General features: G+C 36.8%; 18 protein-coding genes. 12 read left to right on the top strand and 6 right to left on the bottom strand.

All coding sequences use genetic code 11. The features are described 5' to 3' along the window. Positions 1 to 9 precede the first annotated feature (9 nt). Complete coding sequence (locus L1967_RS17035) at positions 10 to 1,554, bottom strand: hypothetical protein (RefSeq protein ID WP_249602709.1); 1,545 nt, start codon at positions 1,552 to 1,554, stop codon at positions 10 to 12. A gap of 147 nt (positions 1,555 to 1,701) precedes the next feature. Here L1967_RS17035 and L1967_RS17030 point away from each other — a divergent pair, with 147 nt between their 5' ends. The 4 genes from L1967_RS17030 to leuB all read left to right on the top strand — a co-directional run bounded on the left by L1967_RS17030 (position 1,702) and on the right by leuB (position 6,087). After that, positions 1,702 to 2,874, top strand: coding sequence for a 2-isopropylmalate synthase (locus tag L1967_RS17030; RefSeq protein WP_249602708.1), 1,173 nt, complete (start codon positions 1,702 to 1,704; stop codon positions 2,872 to 2,874). Positions 2,875 to 2,944: 70 nt separating this feature from the next. Then, positions 2,945 to 4,327 carry a 3-isopropylmalate dehydratase large subunit gene (gene leuC, locus L1967_RS17025; RefSeq protein WP_249602707.1) on the top strand — a complete coding sequence of 461 codons (1,383 nt, stop codon included), beginning with the start codon at positions 2,945 to 2,947 and terminating at the stop codon, positions 4,325 to 4,327. Next, the gene (leuD, locus tag L1967_RS17020) at positions 4,327 to 4,941 is read left to right on the top strand and encodes a 3-isopropylmalate dehydratase small subunit (RefSeq protein WP_249602706.1); all 615 of its coding nucleotides are present in this window, start codon (positions 4,327 to 4,329) and stop codon (positions 4,939 to 4,941) included. Before leuC ends, leuD begins: the two co-directional genes overlap by 1 nt. Positions 4,942 to 4,974: 33 nt before the next feature. Then, positions 4,975 to 6,087 (top strand): 3-isopropylmalate dehydrogenase, encoded by a 1,113-nt coding sequence (gene leuB / locus L1967_RS17015; protein ID WP_249602705.1) that lies wholly within the window; start codon positions 4,975 to 4,977, stop codon positions 6,085 to 6,087. Positions 6,088 to 6,423: 336 nt separating this feature from the next. Here the strand turns inward: leuB and L1967_RS17010 are convergent, their stop codons facing one another. Together L1967_RS17010 and L1967_RS17005 are read right to left on the bottom strand one after the other, a co-directional pair. After that, on the bottom strand, positions 6,424 to 6,843 hold the full coding sequence (locus tag L1967_RS17010; RefSeq protein WP_013071167.1) for a nucleoside-diphosphate kinase: 420 nt from the start codon (positions 6,841 to 6,843) through the stop codon (positions 6,424 to 6,426). Positions 6,844 to 6,921: 78 nt separating this feature from the next. Continuing rightward, a complete protein-coding gene (locus L1967_RS17005) occupies positions 6,922 to 7,926 on the bottom strand; it encodes an alkaline phosphatase D family protein (RefSeq protein ID WP_249602704.1) in 1,005 nt (334 codons plus the stop codon). A 287-nt stretch (positions 7,927 to 8,213) separates the two neighbouring features. Between L1967_RS17005 and L1967_RS17000 the strand changes: the two genes are divergently transcribed. The 3 genes from L1967_RS17000 to L1967_RS16990 are packed head-to-tail and all read left to right on the top strand — an operon-like array spanning position 8,214 to position 10,939. Next, positions 8,214 to 9,230: a DHH family phosphoesterase gene (locus tag L1967_RS17000; RefSeq protein WP_249602703.1), complete on the top strand. Its 1,017-nt coding sequence runs from the start codon at positions 8,214 to 8,216 to the stop codon at positions 9,228 to 9,230. Further along, on the top strand, positions 9,227 to 9,781 hold the full coding sequence (gene gldI, locus L1967_RS16995; protein ID WP_249602702.1) for a gliding motility-associated peptidyl-prolyl isomerase GldI: 555 nt from the start codon (positions 9,227 to 9,229) through the stop codon (positions 9,779 to 9,781). Before L1967_RS17000 ends, gldI begins: the two co-directional genes overlap by 4 nt. Before the next feature lie 39 nt (positions 9,782 to 9,820). Then, entirely contained in the window at positions 9,821 to 10,939 is a 1,119-nt protein-coding gene (locus tag L1967_RS16990) for a peptidylprolyl isomerase (protein ID WP_249602701.1), read from the top strand. Between the two features lie 60 nt (positions 10,940 to 10,999). Here L1967_RS16990 and L1967_RS16985 read toward each other — a convergent pair whose 3' ends face one another. The 3 genes from L1967_RS16985 to L1967_RS16975 form a co-directional block, all read right to left on the bottom strand. Further along, on the bottom strand, positions 11,000 to 12,190 hold the full coding sequence (locus L1967_RS16985) for a Pycsar system effector family protein (RefSeq protein ID WP_249602700.1): 1,191 nt from the start codon (positions 12,188 to 12,190) through the stop codon (positions 11,000 to 11,002). Positions 12,191 to 12,336: 146 nt separating this feature from the next. Beyond that, positions 12,337 to 13,797, bottom strand: coding sequence for an aminoacyl-histidine dipeptidase (locus L1967_RS16980; protein ID WP_249602699.1), 1,461 nt, complete (start codon positions 13,795 to 13,797; stop codon positions 12,337 to 12,339). Positions 13,798 to 14,047: 250 nt separating this feature from the next. Continuing rightward, a complete protein-coding gene (locus tag L1967_RS16975) occupies positions 14,048 to 15,910 on the bottom strand; it encodes a DUF4859 domain-containing protein (RefSeq protein ID WP_249602698.1) in 1,863 nt (620 codons plus the stop codon). A 155-nt stretch (positions 15,911 to 16,065) separates the two neighbouring features. On the opposite strand from L1967_RS16975, the gene L1967_RS16970 reads away from it, so the two are divergent. The 5 genes from L1967_RS16970 to L1967_RS16950 all read left to right on the top strand — a co-directional run bounded on the left by L1967_RS16970 (position 16,066) and on the right by L1967_RS16950 (position 23,697). After that, positions 16,066 to 17,139 (top strand): DUF3810 domain-containing protein, encoded by a 1,074-nt coding sequence (locus L1967_RS16970; RefSeq protein WP_249602697.1) that lies wholly within the window; start codon positions 16,066 to 16,068, stop codon positions 17,137 to 17,139. 82 nt (positions 17,140 to 17,221) lie between these two features. After that, positions 17,222 to 20,215 (top strand): amidohydrolase family protein, encoded by a 2,994-nt coding sequence (locus L1967_RS16965; protein ID WP_249602696.1) that lies wholly within the window; start codon positions 17,222 to 17,224, stop codon positions 20,213 to 20,215. A gap of 12 nt (positions 20,216 to 20,227) precedes the next feature. Next, entirely contained in the window at positions 20,228 to 21,541 is a 1,314-nt protein-coding gene (locus tag L1967_RS16960; RefSeq protein ID WP_249602695.1) for an amidohydrolase family protein, read from the top strand. Between the two features lie 74 nt (positions 21,542 to 21,615). Next, positions 21,616 to 22,422 carry a TrmH family RNA methyltransferase gene (locus tag L1967_RS16955; protein ID WP_249602694.1) on the top strand — a complete coding sequence of 269 codons (807 nt, stop codon included), beginning with the start codon at positions 21,616 to 21,618 and terminating at the stop codon, positions 22,420 to 22,422. A 42-nt stretch (positions 22,423 to 22,464) separates the two neighbouring features. Continuing rightward, positions 22,465 to 23,697: a M48 family metallopeptidase gene (locus L1967_RS16950; RefSeq protein WP_249602693.1), complete on the top strand. Its 1,233-nt coding sequence runs from the start codon at positions 22,465 to 22,467 to the stop codon at positions 23,695 to 23,697. The last annotated feature ends 196 nt before the right edge of the window (positions 23,698 to 23,893 follow it).

The raw sequence follows: 23,893 nt of genomic DNA, 5'->3' as shown, positions 1-23,893 counted from the left end.
TATAGCATTTTATCTTGCGTAATCACTTACTTTTTCTTTAATCACATCGGCCACAGGGCGATTATCGATTTTACTTTCCAGCCACGAAATAATATCAAGATATAAAAAAGCACGGCGTTCAAATGGATGATCTTCATACTGTTTTAATGTGGCGTGAAGCTTTCTAAATTCATCTTTGATATCAAGCGGACTAACATCTGGAAGATTCCTAAGAAACTTGATCATTTCTTTTTGAACCTCGTGCAAATCGTTCATCCTGATTAAAAATTTATAGGTAGATTTTATAAGGCGCTCTAAATGATAATCCATACCCGCCTCATAATGCGCAACCAGACTCAGGATCCGGGAAAAACACATTAAATCTTCTCGCATTTCTAAAGATTTATTATGAATGATTTTCCCTAAATATTCGATACATTTTTTATTATTACCATCACCAAAATAAAGCGATGCGATTTTATAATAAAACACCATAATATGATGTTCGTCGATTTTCCCTTTAAATCGTTTAATTTTCTGATCGATTTTTTCGACAAGTGTTTCTCCGCCATGAAACTCGCCTTTCATAAACCTTAGGTTCAGCTTATTTTCATATAAGTATAAAAAGGACAAAGAAGCTATATTATCGTCATCAGGAATTTTTGGGTTCTTAAGCGTATCCTCAAAGCGATGTAAAACCTTCTCGAAAGTTGGAGTATGGTTTAAATAGAATAACGATTCTAATAAGTAATGATTTCCTTTTAAATAAAAAACAGGATGTACCGGGATTAAATGCGGATTATCATTAAAAAGATCGATCCATTTGGAAGAATATTTAAAAGCATTTAAGAAGTTCTGCGTAATAAAACTATACCATAAATGGGCCTGAAAAAGCCACAATTTCTCTTTAAATCCTAAATCTGCGAATGTATATTCAGGTAAATGCGTTTCAAAATAAGTATTTATCGTTATGGCCTCATCTTCAGTACGTGCATATCCCATTTTTAAAAAAATACCGTACAGCTGAAGCGACAGGTTAGACAATTTACTGGAAATCTGATTAAGATAAGTAAGTTCTTCTGTTTGCTTGATTAAAATTTCGGCCCTGTTTTCAATACTTCTGGTAATGTATTGCGACTCGATGATTTTTTCGAGCTCCAAAATCTCATAAGCAATATTTTTCTCTTCGTATGCCAAAGCAGTGGCCTTGGTTTTATCCAACAGTTTTAAACTTTGCTTGTAAAGTCCTTTTCGGTATAAAATAATGGCAAAATCCAGTTGTTCTCTAATCTGAATTGGAATACTTTGATGTGCCGGGTTAAGGCGCAAACTAATTAAGATCTGCTTATAAAGATGAGCCTTAATATTCGATAATTGTAGCTTGGTGATATTGGTGTTTTTAAGCACTAATTTTTCATCGTATTTCTTTTGCTTGCTTAAAACCTTAAACAGGTTAAGAAATTTACTGTCTGAATTCACACCAATTCTTCCAACATACAACGAAAATTGTCTTTTTTCAGAAGGAGAAAGTGATTTAATTAAAGAAAATAGGTTATCCGTTAAATCGTTGGTCATTGTAACAAGATACTTTTTAAATAACTGATTATCAGATGTATTACAAAAATACAACTCATTTAATTATCGTAACACCTAAATAGGTTCACTACGCCAGCAACAGGCTTTATTATACTTTAGTTAAAGATAAAGCAAAAAAATACTCTTATGAGCGCAGAAAAGGTAGAAATTTTTGACACAACTTTGAGAGACGGTGAACAAGTTCCCGGATGTAAATTGAATACGGCACAAAAATTAAAAATTGCGGCAAGACTGGATGAACTGGGTGTAGATGTAATAGAAGCCGGATTCCCTGTATCAAGTCCTGGTGATTTTCAATCTGTTACCGAAATATCAAAAATCGTAAAAAACGCTGCCGTTTGTGGACTCACCAGAGCCGTAAAACAAGATATTGAAGTTGCTGCCGAGGCATTAAAATATGCCAAAAAACCTCGTATTCATACGGGTATAGGAACATCAGAATCTCATATTAAATATAAATTTAATGCCACGCCAGAGCAGATTATAGAACGCGCGGTAGAAGCTGTTGCTTACGCTAAAAACTTTGCTGACGATGTCGAGTTTTATGCAGAAGATGCCGGTAGAACAGATAATGCGTTTCTTGCGCAGGTCTGCCAGGAGGTCGTCAATGCCGGGGCTACAGTTTTAAACATTCCCGATACTACAGGATATTGTCTTCCTGAAGAATATGGGAAAAAGATAAAATATTTAAAAGATCATGTGGTAGGTATCGATAATGTTACCATTTCCTGTCACTGCCATAATGATTTAGGTTTAGCTACAGCTAACGCCATTGCCGGGGTGGCTAATGGTGCCCGCCAAATTGAATGTACTATTAATGGTATAGGTGAACGCGCCGGAAATACCGCCTTAGAGGAAGTGGTGATGATTCTTCGCCAACACCCAACTTTAAATCTTAATACAGACATTAACCCAAAATTACTATTTGAAGTAAGTAAAATGGTTGCTAGAGAAATGGGAATGTTTGTTCAGCCAAATAAAGCTATTGTAGGAGCAAACGCTTTTGCTCACAGCTCTGGAATTCACCAGGATGGCGTAATTAAAAATCGTGAAACTTACGAGATTATCGATCCGGCTGATGTTGGTGTAACCGAATCTGCCATAGTTTTAACTGCCCGAAGCGGTCGTGCTGCCTTAGCCTATAAAGCTAAAAAAGTAGGTTATAACCTTACTAAATTAGAATTGGATGCTGTTTATGCCGAATTTCTTAATTATGCAGATATGAAGAAAGAGGTACTAGACGAAGATATCCATGAAATTATGGCTATCTCTAAAGATAAAATTAAAGCAACCGCATAACTACATCATAATAAGTTACAGAAAACTTATCATAACACAGCCCTCGTGCTGTGTTTAAAAATTTAAAGAAATGAAGAAAACCCTTTTTGATAAAATTTGGGATGCCCACGTGGTAGAGTCGATTCCTGATGGTCCAGACATTTTGTATATCGACCAGCATTTAATACATGAAGTTACGAGTCCGCAAGCCTTTAACGAATTAAAAGAGCGGGAAATCCCTGTTTTTAGACCTAATAAAATCGTTGCTACGGCAGATCATAACACACCAACAGAAAATCAGCATTTACCGGTTAAGGATCTGCTATCCAGAAAACAATTAAAAGAACTTTCGCAAAACTGCGAAGAAAATAATATTACACTTTACGGATTAGGACATCCTTATAACGGGATTGTTCACGTAATGGCTCCTGAACTGGGGATTACCCAACCAGGAAAAACAATGGTTTGTGGCGATAGCCATACCTCTACGCATGGTGCTTTTGGTGCAATTGCTTTTGGTATAGGTACCAGTCAGGTAACTCAGGTTTTCGCTTCACAATGCTTATTAGTAGAAAAACCAAAAAGACTGCGTGTAAATGTAAACGGAGATCTAAGAAAGGGAGTAACTCCAAAAGATGTTATTCTTTATGTGATCAGTAAACTGGGAACCAACTCAGGTACAGGTTATTTTTGTGAATATGCCGGTGATGTTTTTGAAAACATGTCGATGGAAGGTCGTATGACGGTTTGTAACATGAGTATCGAGATGGGAGCTCGTGGCGGATTAATAGCGCCAGACCAAACCACTTATGATTATGTTGAAGGAAGGGAATTTGCACCCAAAGGAGAAGAATTCGATAAATTAAAAGCGTACTGGGAAACCTTAAAAACCGATGAAGGCGCCGAGTTTGACCAGGAATATTCTTTTGATGCCGAAGATATCGAACCAATGATTACCTACGGAACCAATCCTGGAATGGGAATTAAAATTACGGGTTCCATCCCGGTTGAAGGTGGTAAAAGTGATGCCAAAGCATTAAGTTATATGGGCTTTAAACCCGGTGAAAGTTTAATCGACAAACCTATTAATTATATCTTTATTGGCAGTTGTACCAATAGCCGTATTGAAGATTTTAGAATGGCTGCAAGCTATATCAAAGGAAAGAAAAAAGCTGAAAATGTAAATGCATTAATCGTTCCGGGAAGTAGACAGGTTGCCGCTCAAATTCAACAAGAAGGTTTAGATAAAGTTTTTGAAGAAGCAGGATTTAAACTTAGACAACCTGGATGCTCTGCGTGTCTGGCCATGAACGATGATAAAATTCCGGAAGGCGAATATTGCGTTTCTACCAGTAATAGAAATTTTGAAGGAAGACAGGGACAAGGTTCAAGAACCATCTTAGCCAGCCCGCTAACCGCCGCAGCAACCGCCGTAGCCGGAAAAATAACCGACTTTACAAAAAGCTTGAATTAATGGAAAAATTCACCACACTACAAGATACAGCCGTCCCATTAGAGGTCGAGAATATAGATACAGATCAGATCATTCCTGCCCGTTTCCTAAAGGCAACAGATAAAGCAGGTTTTGGCGAAAATCTTTTTAAAGACTGGCGTTTTGATAAAGATGGAAAACCTGTAGAGGATTTCTCTTTAAATCAGGATCAATATTCAGGGCAAATTTTAATCGCCGGTAATAACTTTGGTTGCGGCTCTAGTAGAGAACATGCTGCATGGGCCTTAAAAGCTTATGGGTTTAAGGTAGTCGTTTCTAGTTATTTTGCCGATATTTTTAAAGGCAATGCGTTGAATAATGGTTTGCTTCCTGTTCAGGTTTCACCTGAATTCTTAGAGGAACTTTTCCTGGCCATAAGAAAAGACAATAAAGAAAGCTTTAAAATTGATCTTGAAAATCAAAAAATTGAAATTTTAAGTAGCGGAAAATCCGAGAATTTTGCCATCGATGCTTATAAAAAGACCTGTTTAATTAATGGTTTTGATGATATTGATTTTTTAGTGAGTAAATTAGATGCCATTAAGAAATTTGAAGAAAAACAAACGCAAATGCGTGAAGCAGCGATTCAGGAATAGGAACTGAATCTAAGAACTTTTAGAGAAAAAAATATGAAACTTAAAATAGCCGTATTAGCCGGAGATGGGATTGGACCGGAAATTACTCAGCAATCCATCAAAATACTTAAAGCTATCGCCGATCGTTTTGATCATGAATTTGAATTTGAAGAAGCGATTGTAGGTGCCGCTGCAATAGATTTACTGGATAATCCACTTCCTGAAGCTACTTTAGATCTTTGTAAAAAATCTGATGCTGTTCTTTTTGGTGCGATTGGTCACCCTAAATATGACAACAATCCAGATGCTAAAGTACGACCAGAACAAGGATTACTAAAACTAAGAAAAGAGTTAGGTCTTTATGCCAATATCCGTCCTGTAACCACTTATCCTAAACTTATCGATCAATCCCCGCTGAGACCAGAAAGAATTCAGGGAGCAGATTTAACGATTTTTAGAGAGTTAACTGGCGGAATTTATTTTGGTGAAAAAAGCCAGAGCGAAGATGGACAAAGTGCTACAGATGTATGTACCTATTCTGTAGAAGAAATCGAAAGAATAGCACATTTAGCGTTTAAAGCAGCACAACAGCGCCGTAAGAAATTAACGCTGGTTGATAAAGCGAATGTTTTGGAAACTTCCCGTCTTTGGAGAAAAACCGTGAAGAAAGTTGCTGAAGAATATAAGGATGTAGAACTTGATTTCTTATTTATAGATAATGCTGCCATGCAAATGATCTTAAATCCTAAGCAATTTGATGTGATTCTTACTGAAAATATGTTTGGGGACATTATCTCTGATGAAGCCAGTGTGATTGGCGGAAGTATTGGTTTATTAGCTTCAGCTTCAGTTGGTGGCGCTAATGCCATGTTCGAACCTATTCACGGCTCTTATCCACAAGCTACCGGTAAAGGAATTGCCAATCCCGTAGCATCCATCCTTTCCGCAGCAATGCTACTGGATCATTTTGGCCTTGTTGAAGAAGGTGATGTGATTAGAAAAGCAGTGGCTACAAGTATAAAAGTAAATGTATGTACCGAGGATATTAATAAAGATAATCCCTACAGTACTGAAAAAGTTGGAGACTTCTTAGAAGGCTTAATTAGTGAGTCTGAAAATAATATCAATGACGAAAATCTAAATTTTGGTCAAATGACCATTATCTAGTTTAGCGTTTGTAGTCTTAGTTATATTTAAAAACGGGTTAAGCCATACGACTCTAAAATTGTTTAAAGTTTATTTAGGAAAAGGGTTAGATTTATTAAAGTCTAGCCCTTTTTTCATAATAAGCATTTAAAATTGAGAAACACTAATTGAAAAGAGAAACTTCTTTAAAGGGCATAAAAAAGAGGCTGTCTAAAAACATCCAAAAACGTCATTCTGAACTTGTTTCAGAATCTCATCTCATTGATTTAAAAATCGTTATGAGAACCTGAAACAAGTTCAGGTTGACTAAAATTGAGTTTTTAGACAGCCTCTTCCTTTGTTTTATTAAAAATGTTCTTAGAACATTTCTCTTCCTGCAAAATGAAATGCACCTTCGATAGCAGCATTCTCATCGCTGTCACTACCGTGAACTGCATTCTCTCCTACAGAAGAAGCATATTTTTTTCTGATAGTACCTTCAGCAGCATCTTCAGGGTTTGTTGCACCAATTAACGTTCTAAAATCTTCAACTGCGTTTTCTTTTTCTAAGATTGCGGCAACGATTGGACCTCTAGTCATAAATTCTACCAATTCTCCAAAGAACGGACGTTCTTTATGAACCGCGTAAAAAGTCTCTGCATCTGCTGTTGTCATTTGCGTTAACTTCATGGCTACGATTCTAAAACCTGAAGCATTGATCTGATCTAAAATTGCACCAATATGCCCCTTTTCTACAGCATCAGGCTTAATCATGGTGAAAGTTCTGTTTCCTGCCATTTCGTGTTTTTTAAATTTTCAGCAAAAATAACCAATTCTCTTCCAAATACAAGGTTATTAAAACTTTATATCAACTTTCTAAAATTTCACGCTGGTTTCTTGCAAAAGCGCATTTTCAACACCTCGCATTTGCATATTAACGATCTCATTTTCAAAATCAAAGTTTAAAACACCAAAACTCAACTGAAAAACCACGTCACCTTCACGATATCTGTTAGGCTCACCATCAAAATCTTCATAAACGTGCGTCATTCCGCTAGAGGTGAAATCATAAAGTGGAGCTCCCAAACCTTCAATATCCATTTTAGAGAATTCTGAAATATGACGATCTCCGCTAATTATAATCGGTTTTTTAATTCCTGAACTCACAATTAAATCAAGTAAATGTTGCCGATCTTCCGGAAAATTCGCCCATTTTTCAAAACGATGCTGCCTGCTTAGCACTTGTATACTACTCATAATAATATGATAATCGGCAGTACTACTATTTAATTCATCTTCTAACCAATCCCACTGTGCATCTCCCAGAATAGTACCTTCCCTACCCTCATCTATAGGATCCCTAAAATAGCGGGTATCCAGCAAAATAACTTTTATCGTTTTTCCATCAGTCATTAAATCCTGTGCATAGTAAACACCTTCACGATTACGACGTACATCATCCTGTGGTACATTCATAAAATCAAGGAATAATTGCTGACTTTCAGCCTTTTTCTCCCATTCTTTTCCAGCATTATTTTTACCAAAATCATGATCGTCCCAAGTGCCCAACATTACAGCAGTATTTACCAGTTTTCGATAGCCTTCTACATTTTTCTGAAATTCATACATAGCTTTCATCTTCTCCATATCTGGTGTATCGGCATAAATATTATCGCCACCCCAGATAAAAGCATCGGGATGATGAGCTAATATAGGCTCCCATAATGGTTGGGCATTATCCTGATCGTTACAACTACCAAAAACAATAGTGAAGTCATAATCTTTTTGCGGTTGTTCCTGTTGTTCATTTTCTACTATCCCAGAAGTAGAATTACAGGCAACCAAAAATAAAATAAAAGAAAATCGTAAAATTTTAAGCATTTTTGTTGTTTTATATTTCATAAAAATACACATTGCCTGGGTAAGTTTTTAAAAGAAGCCATAGGTTTAACGTAATGGTAAATTATAATGGATTAAACTTTTATGATTTTAAAAACAACTTAGATTGCAGATGCCCTACTGGACCCTAATACCAGTATTTAAAAGGTGTTAATAATTTTAGGGCAAATATGCGAAGTAAGGACTGGAAAACATTTTATAAATCACAAACCAAGCTTCGAGGGAATTAACCCCTCTATGAGGCATTAAATTGTATCTTTACCAATCTTATGATAGAACAATATATTTTAGAAATAACGGCCGAATTATCTAAATCGAACAATATCGTTATTGTTCCTCACAAAGGCCCAGACGGTGATGCCATGGGAAGCACATTGGCTTTAATGCATTTCCTAAAAAACAAAGGACATAATGCCAATGTTATCGCCCCTAATGAATATCCAAATTTTCTAAAGTGGTTACCTGGCAACGACGAGGTAATTATATATGAAGAAAATAAAAAACAGGCAGACGATATTATTGAAAAAGCAGAGATTATTTTCACTTTAGATTTTAACGATCTTTCTCGTTGCGGTGATATGCAACAAGCATTAGAAGCTAGTGAAGCCACTTTTATAATGATCGATCACCATCAGGAACCGGCAGATTATGCCGATTATACCTATAGTGATACCAGCATGAGCTCTACCTGTGAGATGGTCTATCATTTTATAGAAAGGCTTCGTGCTAAAAACAAAATCACTCCTGAAATTGCCAGCTGTCTGTATACCGGGATTATGACCGATACCGGTTCATTCCGGTTTTCCAGCACGACACCAAACACCCACCGCGTGGTAGCCGATCTTATTGAAAAAGGGGCTAAAAACAGCAAAATTCATCAGGATGTTTTTGATACCAATTCTGAAAGTCGCTTACAACTTTTGGGCGTTGCGCTTCAAAATTTAAAAGTCAATCGACAGTTTAGAACCGCTTATATTACCATTTCTCAAGAAGAATTAGATGCCCATAACTTTAAAAAAGGTGATACTGAAGGTTTTGTAAATTACGGACTTTCTTTAGATGGAATTATTTTTGCAGCTATTTTTATCGAAAACAAGCAAGAAGGGATTATTAAAATTTCATTCCGTTCTAAAGGTGATTTTTCAGTAAATACATTCGCCAGAGCTCACTTTAATGGTGGCGGTCATAATAATGCGGCCGGTGGTAGAAGTGATTTATCTATGAACGATACGATTGTAGAATTTAATAGATTGCTTCCTGAATATAAAGAACAACTTCAGGCATGAAAAAAATAATCTTTAGTTTCTTAATTATTTCTGTAATAATTTCTTGTAAATCTCCAGAAGCTCGCTATCCCGTGAGTCAAAATTCTGGAAGTTATATCAACGAATCTGTGGCCAGAAATAAAAAGCTACTGGCACAGGAGGAATCTTTAATAAAAGATATAATTGCAGAAGATAGTACTACAAATTATATCGCAAGCAATGGCGGATTTTGGTATTTCTATAATAAAAAAGTAGCTGATTCGGTTTCTACCATAAAACCAGAATTTGGCGATATTGTTAATTTCGATTATCATATTAAAACTCTAAACGACCAGACCATCTACGCTGAAGGCGAAAAGCCCACAAAAGAATATGCGATAGATCAGGAAAATTTATTTAGTGGTTTAAGGGATGGTTTAAAATTAATGAAAGCCGGGGAAACCGTTACTTTCTTATTCCCATCCTATAAAGCTTTTGGATATTACGGCGATAAAGATAAAATTGGGACCAATATTCCTATAAAAACCACCGTTACGCTGCATTCAATCAGAAAACAGGATACTATAAACTAAAAATCTTATTTATTTTTACCTAAAATTAAAATCAACATAATGAAGAAATTTAGCCTTTTACTTTTAAGTGCTATTGTTTTGGCCTTTACAGCCTGTAAAGACGACTACCCAGATTTAGAAGATGGGATGTACGCGAAGTTCGATACCTCTATGGGGCCTTTTATAGCTGAACTTTATTACGAGCAAACCCCAATTACTGTTGCCAGCTTTGTGTCTCTTGCTGAAGGAACCAGCACCATGGTAGACAGTACTTATAAGAATAAGAATTTTTATGACGGACTCATTTTTCACAGAATAATTGATGGTTTTGTTATTCAGGGTGGTGACCCTACCGGAACGGGACGTGGTGGCCCTGGGTACCGTTTCCCAGATGAAACTATCGATAGTTTAAGTCATGATTCTAAAGGGATCCTTTCTATGGCCAATGCCGGCCCGGGAACTAACGGAAGTCAGTTTTTTATTACCCTTGCTCCTACTACAAATTTAGATGGAAGACATACCGTTTTTGGAAAAGTAATAAAAGGGCAGGATGTAGTTGATGCGATAGGAAAAGTAGAAATAGATGGTAATGATCGACCTATAAAAGATGTGGTTATCAACGAGGTTGAAATTATTCGAAAAGGAAAATCGGCCAAAAAATTTGATGCGCCAAAGGTTTTTGAAGAAGAGCTTGAGAAAATTAAAGAAGCTGAAGAGGAAGCTGCCAGAAAACTTGAAGAGGCAAAAGCTGAAAATAAAGCCATGTTCGATAAATATCGGGATGAAGCAACAACTTTAGATAGCGGACTGGGAATTTACATTCTTAAAGAAGGTGATGGACCAAAACCTAAAATTGGGCAAAATGTAGGTGTAGATTACGAAGGTTACTTTTTAGATGGTGGCATCTTCGACACCAGCAAAGAAGATTTAGCTAAGAAATGGGATATTTTTAACGAGATGCGCAGCATGCAGGGTGGCTATGCGCCACTAAATCTAGTTTATGGACCAGATTCACCAATGATCGCAGGATTTAAAGAAGGCATTATGGAAATGAAAATTGGCGATAAAGCTATTTTATATATCCCAAGTCATTTGGCTTATGGAGAAAGAGGAATGGGACCAATAAAACCTAATACCGATCTTGTGTTTATAGTTAAATTAACTGAAATTCAGGAATAAAAAAGATCATCATCGATATTCTTTAAAAGCCGGACATTTTTTTGATTCGGCTTTTTATTTTTAATACGTTATGTTATAAGCGATAGCATAAGCAATTACAGATACCACAATACCAATTACAAAAACGGTATATGCAATTCGTAAAACCTGATATTTTCTAGCCACTACCTGCCCTAAATTATATAAATCCCTGGTTAATGAATGGTAAATTAAATCTTTATCTTTCATGATTTCGCTTAATCCGAGTTCAAAATCATCAAAATCCATATTATAAAAATTTCCAAAGAATAAAATATTCTTATTCCTTTCTGAAATATCTTTTTTACTGAACTTGCCTGAATTTACCTGAGGTCGCGTAGCTATAACCGATAGAATAATACCGATAACTGCTGAAGTTAAAAAAATTACTGTAGGAATATACAAATATTGATTAGAGGGGCTATCGAGCTTTGGGAAAAGTCGCGACAGCAGCAAAGAAAGTATTATCGAATTTACCGATAGTAAAATATGAGCTTTCCGATCAGCATTTTCGCTTAACGAAATATGGTTTCTTAGCGTAATTCGGTATAAATTATTTACCCCTTTGTCGGTTTCTTTGGATTGTTGTTTCTTTTGCTTTTCTTCTAATTTAGCATCTGAATTTTTAGTTGCCTTTTTAAGTAATTTCAACAGGTTTTTCTGCTTTCCGATTTGCCAGTTAGTAATGGCATAGGTGGTTTGAAAATGATGCCGTTTCTCAAGAAAATCGACCGCATTTTTAGTCACATCCTGTTTTTCATTGCTATGGGAAAGTCTTTTTTGCTCTTCTTCAAGCAATGCCAATCGATCTCGATAATCAGAGAAAGTGATATAAACCGTCGCTAAATCGAATATGGCTTTATCGACCATCGATTGTAGGTTTTCTTCACTTTCTGAAACCAAAATGGCATGGGTAACCGTCTTTATTTGTTGCTTCGGAATATGGTGCTCTTCTAAAAAATTAGTTACAATATTTACAGCTTCTTGAAGCGGATTTTTTCCTTTCTTCACATAGCCGGTATTCAGAAACCAACAGGCTAGAAGTACTAATTGAGCATCTGTGGGCGATAAGTCTTCTGCATTAACTAATTTTTCAGCTTCAGAAATTATTTCAACGGTATACGAATAATTATGAAAAAAAAGATCAACAGTATAATTACTATTAAAAAAATCGAATACAAATTGCTGAGCGCTGGCTAGTAATTCATCGGAATAAGTATCAATATTAGCCAATTTTACATCATTTTTTTACATCCAGTTAATATCCTTAAAATTACACTCATTTATCTAAAAAAACTAAAATTTATTATTTCTATTTAAACATAAAAAACCGCCCGAAAAGGCGGTTTTTGAATCTATAGGATACTTTTTATTTATTCTTATTTCTTCGGAATATTTTTTAGGACCTCTAATGTAAAATCCCAAAATTTTTGAGTCGAATAAATACTTGCCCTCTCATCGGGAGAGTGCGCTCCTTTAATGGTAGGGCCAAAAGAGATCATATCCATCTCTGGATAATGATTTCCTATAATTCCGCATTCCAAACCTGCATGGCAGGCAGCGATATTGGCCTTTTCCCCATGTTGTTTTTGATAAATTTCATCTAAGACTTTTAAGATTGCTGACGCTGGATTTGGTGCCCAGCCAGGATATTCACCAGATTGCTTTACTTTAAATTTAGCCAGCTCGAAACTTGCCTGTAAACTATGGGCAAGATCACTTTTTGAAGATTCTACAGAAGATCTTGTAAGACATTTAATCTTAGCTTTTCCATTAGCCACCACAACATTCGCAATATTATTAGAAGCTTCAACCAAAACTTCAATATCGGGACTCATTCTATAAACGCCATTATGTGCAGATGCGATCCCTTTTAGAATTTCCATTTGATCTTCAACCTTCATCAACTTTCCATTAATTTCAGCTTCAGAAATGCTAATATCCATATTGGGTTCCAGACTGGCATATTCTTTTTTAATCTCGTCTATCCAAACCAGCATTTGCTGTACAAAAAAGTTGGTATCTTCTTTATCAACAACTACAAAAGCTTCACTTTCACGCGGAATGGCATTTCGTAATCCACCGCCATGTAATTCAGATACCCGTAATCCAAAATCGCGATAAGCCGTATATAATAATCTGGCCATTAACTTATTGGCATTTGCCAGACCTTTGATGATATCCATGCCTGAATGTCCGCCCTGCAATCCTTTTACTACAATTTTATACCCAACACTATTATCTGGAATATTCTCTTCTTCGTATTCCCGTAAGGCCGTAATATCGATACCACCGGCACAGCCTATACCAATTTCGTCATCTTCCTCGGTATCCAGATTCAATAAAATATCGCCATTTAATAAATCTGGAGAAAGTCCTTTTGCGCCGGTCATGCCTGTTTCCTCGTCGATGGTAAAAAGGGCTTCGATCGCAGGATGTGCAATATCATCACTTTGCAAAATAGCCATAATCGTAGCAACACCAAGACCATTATCGGCTCCAAGAGTGGTCCCTTCAGCTTTTACCCAGTCGCCATCTACATACATTTTTATTCCCTGTGTATCAAAATCGAATTTGGTATCGTTATTTTTTTGATGCACCATATCTAAATGGGATTGCAAAACTACCGTTTTTCGATCTGCTAAACCTTGAGTTGCCGGTTTGCGAATCACCACATTACCAGTGTCATCAACCTGAGTATCCAGCCCTAACTGCTCCCCAAAGTTTTTGATAAACTCGATTACCTTTTCTTCTTTTTTAGACGCTCTGGGCACTGCATTTAAATCGGCAAAGTTATTCCAAAGTGCTTTGGGTTGTAAATCCCTTATCTCATCATTCATTTTTATATTTTTTGATGTATTTTCAAAAATAACGCTATTTAACTGAGAATTAAAGACAAGAATTATAATAATATCTTAATTTAAGCATGAAAACTAAATAGGCTGTCTAAAAACTCAATTTTAGTCAACCTGAACTTGTTTCAGGTTCTCATAACGATTTTTAAATCAATGAGATGAGATTCTGAAACAAGTTCAGAATGACGTTTTTGGATGTTTTTAGACAGCCTCGTCAATTTTTAGAATAAAAAAATTATTCTATCGTGATATTAAATGTTATCATAGCCTGAGTAAATTTGCCAGATTCGTATTCATATACCAGCACCTGTTTTATAGTATACGTGTCTCCTAAAACAGAATGTCCCGGATATTGCCCAATTTCAAAATTAAAGTTGATTTCATCAAATTCTGAATATACTTTTGCGGAATCGCCCCAGCCTATTACATCGCCCGCTGCATCGAACCAGTGACCATATCCATTGGCTGTAGTTTCAGAAATTAAATCTCCGTTACTGTTCATTGCATAAAACATAATAGCGTTACCTATTTCATCTGAGATTTGCTTAGGCTGCATTAAAAAAGCTTTCGCTAACTTTTCTTTATTTAAAGAAACCGTAGTGCCGGTATAATTCTCATTATCTAAAGGAAAAGAAACATCATAATTAAAATCTACATCTTGTGGCTCTTCCCCTTCATCAATATCTACTACTCCTAACATATTTGTGTCAGAAAAAGAAACTTTATAGGGCCATTGGTCATCGTTACTGTTATCATCGTCCCAGGCATGGGGTTTATATTCGGTTGGTGCACCGGTCACCACTAACCAAAGATGCGTGGTATTTTCGGGTACCACAAACGAAGCGTTTCCCAGACTTGCCTGATTCATCGTTCCATAAACCCTTGTTGCGTTTTCCTGTAAGGCTACAAAACCGTAACGCCAACCCGCTATAGAAGCATCTACACTATTAAACCCACTTGCATTGGGAAGCCCTGTAAAATCTACACTTACTTCAGTATTAGCTTGGGGAACGTTTAGCGGAATTACATTATAACCTGTAGTTTGTGGAACATAATCCGGGCTTACGATATGGCTACCATCATCCTGGGTAGTATAGTTATAATGCTGTGCTCCTATATGATCCTCGCCATAAGTTCTTAATGGCTCTAAATCCCAGGTTACAAATCTTGTAGCAGCCTCATAAATTTCATCATTAAATTCGCTCACACTAATTCCTGTTAATCGCATATAAGCCTGTACAGGATCTTCTGGCTCCTGAGCTTCTCTCCATAAACGACCAATAAAATCATGACCATGCAAAAAGGTCCAGTAATAGTGAATAAAATAGCTCGCATATCTATAATCTTCGTGATGAATATGCTTATTATAATTATTGATGTATTCACTAAAATCGTATGTTTCAAAAACTTGTTCTGGATAAGATTGAAAACCCTGCCATTGGGCTGTTTGCTCCCAAAATGCATTCCCTCCATTACCGCCAAAACCGTATCTAAATCCGTGTCCGTTGGCCAGATCTGCAAACACCTGATACTGGAAACTATGTCCTATTTCGTGTGCGATGGTATGCCCTACAGGCTGGGCGGTATTGGGGCTAATCCATAAAGCACCAATGGTATCATCGTAACCCGATCCCGTGGCAAGCCAATCCTCCTGATAATACAAGAAAATCATCATTTTGTATTGATTCAAATTCGAATTCCCTGTCCCCGTTTCTGCGAATCCTAAATCTCCGGTATTAAGTGCATAAAAGTCCTCAGCTTTTGCTAAAAGGTCATCGATATCTACACGATATTTTGAGGCTGTGCTTTGAGATCCCGGATCATTATCGCCATAGCCTTTGCCCCAAAACATAATAAAATGTTCAGATTCACGGCTTCGACTATAAGCCCAGGTACTTTCTGGGTCTTCAAAATCCATATCACTAAATTCGTTAGGAATGTAAATTGAAAGCCCTTCTTCTGTGGAGACCTGCTGCTCCCCGGTTCCTTCTTCTGTTGGTGCTGGTTGCTCTTCTTTAACAACCTGTTCATCAGAAGAACAATTCACAAGCAAAAGATTCAAAAACAGAAGAATAGTAAATTTTTTAAGCTTTATCATACATAAAAAGTATTAAATTGGTTAAATTCTCATATCAATATTATAAACTATCCCAAATTTAAACTGCTACTATATTCCCTTATGGTTCAATTAAATTAGCATATACCTAAAAAGTAGTACTATATTCTCCATATAAAAGTCCTATTTTTGAAATTGTGAAAAAGAAATCTCAAATAATTCTGGCTATTTTACTGCCTGTACAAATCATTCTCATTAAACTATTAGCAGGGAACGAATGGCTGATAGAAAGTTGGTACAGTCGTGGGATTTATCCATATATCTCTAGAATGATGCGATGGTCACTGGGTATTCTTTCATTTTCGTTTGGAGACCTGTTATATACGATTCTTATCATCTTTATCATCCGATGGCTATTAAAAAGGATTAAAACACGCTTTAAAAAACCAAAGGAATGGATGGCCGAAATGTTTGCTACTCTTTCTATCGTCTATTTTTGTTTTCATCTTTTTTGGGGGTTTAATTATTACCGTTTGCCCCTTCACCAATCTTTAGATATTGATGACGAATATTCTAAAGAAGAGCTTGTTTTGCTTACAGAAAAGCTAATTAAAGAATCCAATAAAATTCATCTTGAAATTGTACAAAATGACACTATAAAAGTTGATATTCCCTATTCTAAAGCAGAAATTTTTGACGTTACCGTTCAGGGTTACGATCATATAAAAAAAGATTTCCCAGAGTTAACTTACACAGGACGAAGTTTAAAAAGATCGTTATTTAGCTGGCCGCTAACCTACATGGGATTTAACGGATATTTAAATCCGCTTACTGCAGAAGCTCAGGTAAACACTACTATTCTCCCCTTTAAAATACCCACTACAGCAAGCCATGAAGTTGGGCACCAGTTAGGTTTTGCCAAAGAGAATGAAGCCAACTTTATCGCCTGCCTGGTGACCATTAATCATCCCGATCCTTATTTTAGATATTGCGGATTCACTTTCGCACTTCGCTATTGTTTGGCAGAACTCTTTAGAAGAGATAAAGAAATGGGCGAAGAATTAATTAAAAAATTACATCCCGGGATTCTAAAAAACTATCAGGAAGTCGAAGATTTCTGGCTTCAGCATCAAAACCCATTCGAGCCTTTATTTCAGGCGTTTTACAACCGCTTTCTTATGGCAAACAATCAACAGGATGGCTTACGTAGTTATAGTTATGTGGTTGCTCTTCTTGTTAATTATTATGAAGACACAGAAAATGCTTTTTAAAAATATTAAGCTTTCATTAATTTTTTCTTAATTTTCTGCTTTTTATAATTTCAACCACATTTTAACCAAACCCCTAACATTTATGAAATATAAATTTCTACTATTTTTTTTATTTCTGGGAATGATCAATTTGTCTGCTCAGGAATATTTTCCCACCAACTCGGGAGTCAAAACAACCAACACCAATTACACCGTATTTAAAAATGCAAATATTCATGTAGATCCCACGGCTACTATAGAAAATGGAATGCTTGCCATTCAGAAAGGAAAAATTACCGCTGTTGGAAAATCGATCACCATTCCCAAAAACAGCGTAGTTATCGATCTAAAAGGCAAAGATGTTTATCCTTCTTTTATCGATCTTTACAGTGAATTTGGGATTAAAAAACCAGAACGGGAATCTGGCTCTGGAAGATCGGGACAATATGAAGCCAGCCGAGAAGGTTATTACTGGAACGACCATATTAGGCCAGAGCAAAATGCGATAGAAAGTTTTAGCTACGACCCCAAAGAAGCCGGTAAATATCATAACGGCGGATTTGGAGTGGTAAACACACATATACCAGACGGTATTATTCGCGGAAGTGGCGTTTTAGTAGCGCTAAACCCTAATGGAACTGAAGGTGATCGAATCTTAAAAGATCGTTCTGCTCAATATTTATCATTCGATAAAAGTGTAAAATCTCAGCAATCTTACCCTTCATCAGTAATGGGAGCTATGGCTTTAATAAGACAGGTATACCTGGATGCAACATGGTATGCAAAAGGTAATGCAACTAACAGAGATCTTGCTTTAGAAGCGGTAAATAGAAACCAAAACCTTACCCAGATTTTTACAACAGATAATCTTTTAGACCAGCTAAGAGCAGCCAAAATAGGTAACGAATTTGGTATTGCATACACCATTCTTGGGAGTGGTTTTGAATATGAAAAACTAGATGAAATCAAATCATCGGGAGCCACTTATATTGTTCCGTTAAGCTTTCCGGCAGCTTATGATGTTGAGGATCCCTTTATGGCAGAATATGTGAGCCTTTCTGAAATGAAAAGATGGAATCAGGCGCCTGCCAACTTAAAAATGCTTGCCGATGCCGATGTGCCATTTACCATCACCACAAAAGGTGTAGATCCCGCAAAAGAATTTAAGGAGAATCTATTAAAAGCCATAGAATACGGACTTTCTAAAGAAGACGCCCTTTCAGCATTAACCACAACCCCGGCTAAAATCATTGGCCAGTCTGGAAAATTAGGGGAACTTAAGAAAGGAGCCTGGGCGAACTTTATTATTACCTCTGGTGATTACTTTGAAAAAGATACCAAAATCTTCGAAAACTGGGTTCAGGGAGAAAAAGCCGTGATCAGCACGATGAATACAACCGATATTACCGGCAAGTATAACCTTAAATTAGAGGATAAAAACTACACTTTAGAGATTACCGGTTCTGCCGAAAAACCAAGTGCAAAATTAGAAACCGACGATGTTAAAGTGGGTTCTAAATTGAGTTTTGAGGATAACTGGATGAACTTACTGATTTCTTCTCCAGATACTACTAAAACCGAGTTTATTAGATTATCGGCCCATGTCCCTTCAGTCTCAGATAAGATTAGCGGTAAAGCAATATTACCAAACGGAGACACCACCGTTTTTACGGCAACCAAAAAATCTTCAGAAGAAAAATCGGATAAAGACAAAAAAGAAAAAGACGAAGACGAAGAAAAAAGTAAACACCCGGAAGTTTTACCGGTAACCTTCCCTAATGAAGCTTATGGTTTTGAAGAAATGCCAGAAGCCGAAGATATCCTTTTTAAAAATGCTACGGTTTGGACCAACGAAGAACAGGGGATTTTGGAAAATGCCGATGTTCTTGTAAAAAAAGGAAAAATCGCCAAAATTGGTAAAGATTTAAAAGCCAGCGGTGCTACCGTTGTAGACGCCACAGGAAAACATTTAACCTCTGGGATCATAGACGAACACTCGCATATTGCGCTTTCTTCCATCAACGAAGGCGGTCATAACTCTTCAGCTGAAGTTAGTATGGAAGATGTGATAGACCCATCTGATATTGCGCTTTATCGCGATCTTGCCGGCGGAGTAACCACTGCTCAATTACTGCATGGTTCTGCAAACCCAATAGGTGGTAGATCTGCTATCATTCGTTTAAAATGGGGAGCTTCTGCCAATGATATGATCTTCCCGGAGTCTCCAAAATTCATAAAATTTGCTTTAGGAGAAAACGTAAAACAATCCAACTGGGGAAGCGGTAATCGATTCCCGGTAACCAGAATGGGTGTAGAGCAGGTCTTTATAGATTACTTTGGCCGTGCCAAGGATTACATGAAAAATAAAGAAGCTAATCCCGATTCTTATCGTAAGGATATCGAAATGGAAACGCTTGCCGAAATATTACGTGACGAAAGGTTTATTAGCTGCCACTCGTATGTACAAAGTGAAATCAATATGCTTATAAGTGTCGCCGATAGTATGGATTTCAGGATTAATACTTTTACGCATATCCTTGAAGGCTACAAACTTGCTGATAAAATGGCTGCGCGTAATATTGGCGGTTCTACTTTTTCAGACTGGTGGGCGTATAAATATGAAGTTGAAGATGCCATCCCTTACAATGCCGCCATCATGAATAGCCAGGGAGTTACCGTTGCTATTAACAGTGATGATGCCGAAATGAGCCGTCGCTTAAATCAGGAAGCAGCAAAAACAATGAAATACGGTGGTGTTTCTGAAGAAGAAGCCTGGAAATTTGTAACTCTAAATCCAGCCAAATTACTTCATATAGATGATAAAGTAGGAAGTATTAAAGAAGGTAAAGATGCCGATTTAGTACTTTGGAGCGATCATCCACTATCGGTATATGCTAAAGCTGAAAAAACAATGATTGAAGGTGTTGTTTATTTTGATATCGAACGTGACAAAGCGATGAGAAAAGATATTCAAAAACAAAAAAGTGAATTGATCACACAGATGCTTCAGGCAAAAAACCAGGGCATGAAAACTCAGCCTGTAGTAAAGAAAGAGAAAATTGAAGCACACTGTGACACCATGGAAGCAATCCGATAAAAATTCAGAAAAATGAAATTATTTAATATTACCTATATACTTGCATTTATTGCTGCTTTAGGATTAAATGCACAACAAATGCCTGCTGCCAAGCAGGCTGAAGCTGTTAGCATCGTTGGCGCAACGGCGCATATTGGCAATGGCGAGATTATCGAAAACAGCCTTATTATTTTTGAAGATGGGAAAATTACAATGGTGGGTGACGCCACTGCCGCCGCTTCCCAGGCTAAAGGTGAAATTATCAATGCCAAAGGAAAACACGTTTATCCAGGTTTTATAGCCCCAAATGCTACTTTAGGTTTGGTAGAGATCGATGCCGTTAGAGCAACAGACGATGAAGATGAAATTGGTGAAATGCTACCGCATATTCGTAGTTTAATCGCTTATAATGCCGAAAGTCAGGTTACTGAAACGATGCGACCAAATGGCGTTTTATTAGGCCAGATCGCACCAAGAGGCGGATTTATCTCTGGCACCTCATCGATTGTACAGTTTGATGCCTGGAATTGGGAAGATGCCGCTGTAAAAAACGACGATGGCCTGCATATTAACTGGCCAAACAGCGTACGCCGTGGTCGCTGGTGGATGGGTGAAGATCCTGGAATAAAACCGAATAAAGAATACCAGGAAAATATCATGAATCTAAAGAGCTTTTTTGCTGAAGCTAAAGCCTATCTGGCTGGAGATCGAAAAGAAAGCAACCTCCCCTATCTTGCGATGGAAAGCGTTTTTAACGGCGATAAAAAAGTATATGTTCATGTAAACGGAGAAAAAGAAATGCTTGATGTGATTCAGTTTAAAAAAGATGAAAAACTGGATGATCTTGTCATTGTAGGGGCTTATGACGCCTTAAAAATTGCAGATGAGCTAAAAGCCAATAGCATTTCGGTGTTAACGGGCAGACCACATAGCTTACCCAATCAGGATGACGACGATTATGATTTACCCTACAAATTAGCTGCCAAATTATCTAAAAAAGGAATTCTGGTAGGTATTGAAGGTAGCGGTAGCATGGAACGTATGAATTCCCGAAACCTGCCTTTTTATGCCGGTACCGCAGTGGCTTATGGTCTTAACAAAGAAGAAGCTTTAAAACTAATCACCAGTAACACCGCTAAAATTTTGGGCATCGATGATTTTGCCGGAACATTAGAAGAAGGCAAAGACGCCACACTTTTTATTAGCGAAGGCGATGCCTTAGATATGAGAAGCAATCTTCTTACCGATGCTTTTATTCAGGGAAGAAAAATTAGCCTAGATACCCGGCAAACCAAGCTTTGGAAACGCTATATGAAAAAATATGAACGACAGGAAGCTGGAAAATAATCGATAAAAACTTCCTTTAAATTCAACCAAAAGCTGTCCGAAATCGGGCAGCTTTTTTTAGTATTTTTGCAATTATGAATACAGCAATTTCGAGCACTCAGAATAAACGCGTTAAACATCTTTTACAGCTTCAGGAAAAATCCAGAAACCGCAGAAAAGAAAACCAGTTTGTAGTAGAAGGTTTACGGGAAACAGGTCTTGCTCTTCAGGGTGGTTTTAAGCTTTTGGAAGTCTATTTTTGTCCCGATTTTTTTTCTAAAAATGAGTTTAAAGCAATTCCCGATTTTGAACATACTGATGCCGAAATTATCGAGATTTCTTCAGAAGTTTACCAAAAACTGGCCTACCGTTCGAGTACAGAAGGTTTAATTACGGTATTTGCTTCAAAAGAAAACAGCCTTAAGACCCTGAATTTCAAAACCAAAAACCCACTTATTTTAGTGGCTGAAGCGCCTGAAAAACCAGGTAATATAGGAGCAATCCTTAGAACCGCAGATGCGGCGAATGTTGATGCAGTTTTAATCGCCAACCCAAAAACCGATCTGTACAATCCCAATATCATTCGATCTAGTGTAGGTTGCGTTTTTACCAACAATATCGCTACGGGAACTACTGCTGAAATTATTGAATTTCTTCAGCAAAAAAATATCACTATTTACGCGGCTGCTTTACAGGCTTCAGAAATTTATACCAAAATGGATTTCACAAAAGCATCGGCTATCGTTGTAGGCACTGAAGCAACCGGACTTAATCAGGAATGGCGAGATGCTGCAAAACAAAATATTATCATCCCAATGAATGGAGCTATTGATAGTATGAATGTTTCTGTAGCTGCCGGAATTCTTATTTTCGAAGCCAAAAGACAACGATCATTTTTGTAGATTCGGCATTTAATTTGCTATTCAATTTTTAAAATTCTCAATTTGAATCCTGAAACTTTATTTTACATTATTGTCGCGCTTATTTTGGCCGATTTTATTTTCGATAAAATACTGGATACTCTAAATGCGCGTCATTTTGATGATCCTCTCCCTCCCGAATTGTCTGATGTTTACGACAAAGAAGAGTACGAAAAATCACAACACTATAAAAAAGAAAACTATAAATTTGGGATCTTAATTTCGGGGTTTTCACTTGTTTTAACCTTGGGCTTTCTATTTTTGGATGGTTTTGAATGGGTGGATCATATCGCCAGAGGATTCTCTGATAATGAAATTGTAATTTCGCTTATCTTCTTTGGCATTATAATGATTGGCAGCGATATTCTCACCACGCCTTTCTCCTACTATGCTACTTTTGTGATCGAGGAAAAATATGGTTTCAATAAAACCTCAAAATCCACATTTTTTATAGATAAACTAAAAGGATGGCTATTAATGGCCATTCTCGGTGGCGGCATCTTAGCGCTTATTGTATGGTTTTATCAATTTGCAGGCTCAGATTTTTGGTGGTACGCCTGGATTCTGATCGCTGTATTTTCCATATTCCTGAATATGTTCTACGCCAAACTTATTGTGCCGTTGTTTAATAAGCAAAGTCCGCTTGAAGATGGCTCCCTTAGAGTCAAAATCGAAAATTACGCTAAAAGTGTTGGCTTTCAGTTAGACAATATTTTTATTATCGATGGCTCTAAAAGAAGTACCAAAGCCAATGCCTATTTTTCTGGTTTTGGCAGCGAAAAAAGAGTGACGCTTTACGACACTTTGGTAAATGATTTAGAGGAAGAAGAAATTGTTGCGGTACTGGCACACGAAGTTGGACATTACAAAAGAAAACATATCATTTTTAATTTGGTGGCTTCAGTATTAACAACTGGTTTTACGCTTTGGTTACTAAGCTTATTTGTGGGGAATGCGGTATTATCACAAGCTTTAGGTGTAGAAACACCAAGTTTTCATATTGGTTTAATCGCCTTCGGAATTTTATACAGTCCTATTTCAGAAATAACCGGACTCATAATGAACCTTATTTCCAGAAAATTTGAATATCAGGCCGATAATTACGCCAAAGAGACCTATAACGCCAAAGATTTAATTAGCAGTTTAAAGAAACTCAGTAAAAACAGTTTAAGCAATTTAACACCTCATAAAACTTATATTTTCTGGCACTATTCACATCCCAGCCTTTTACAGCGCTATAGGAATTTGATGAATTAGGGTTCGATTAGATACTAGATATTAGATGTTAGACGATAGATCCTAGATAAAAATACCAGAGAAAAATAGCTCGATTTAATTGACAAACATTGAATTTAAAAGAAGCTAGAAACTGAATATCGATATTCGATGTTTTAGAGTGATCTTTTTTAAATGATTATTGTTTATTGCTAATTGAGCGTTGTTTATTGAAATT

The organism is Zunongwangia pacifica (genome assembly GCF_023499215.1).
In the GTDB taxonomy this organism is placed as follows: Bacteria; Bacteroidota; Bacteroidia; order Flavobacteriales; family Flavobacteriaceae; genus Zunongwangia; species Zunongwangia pacifica.
The sequence above is the reverse complement of the archived record's forward strand: the minus strand, read 5'-3'. Positions and strand labels throughout refer to the sequence as shown.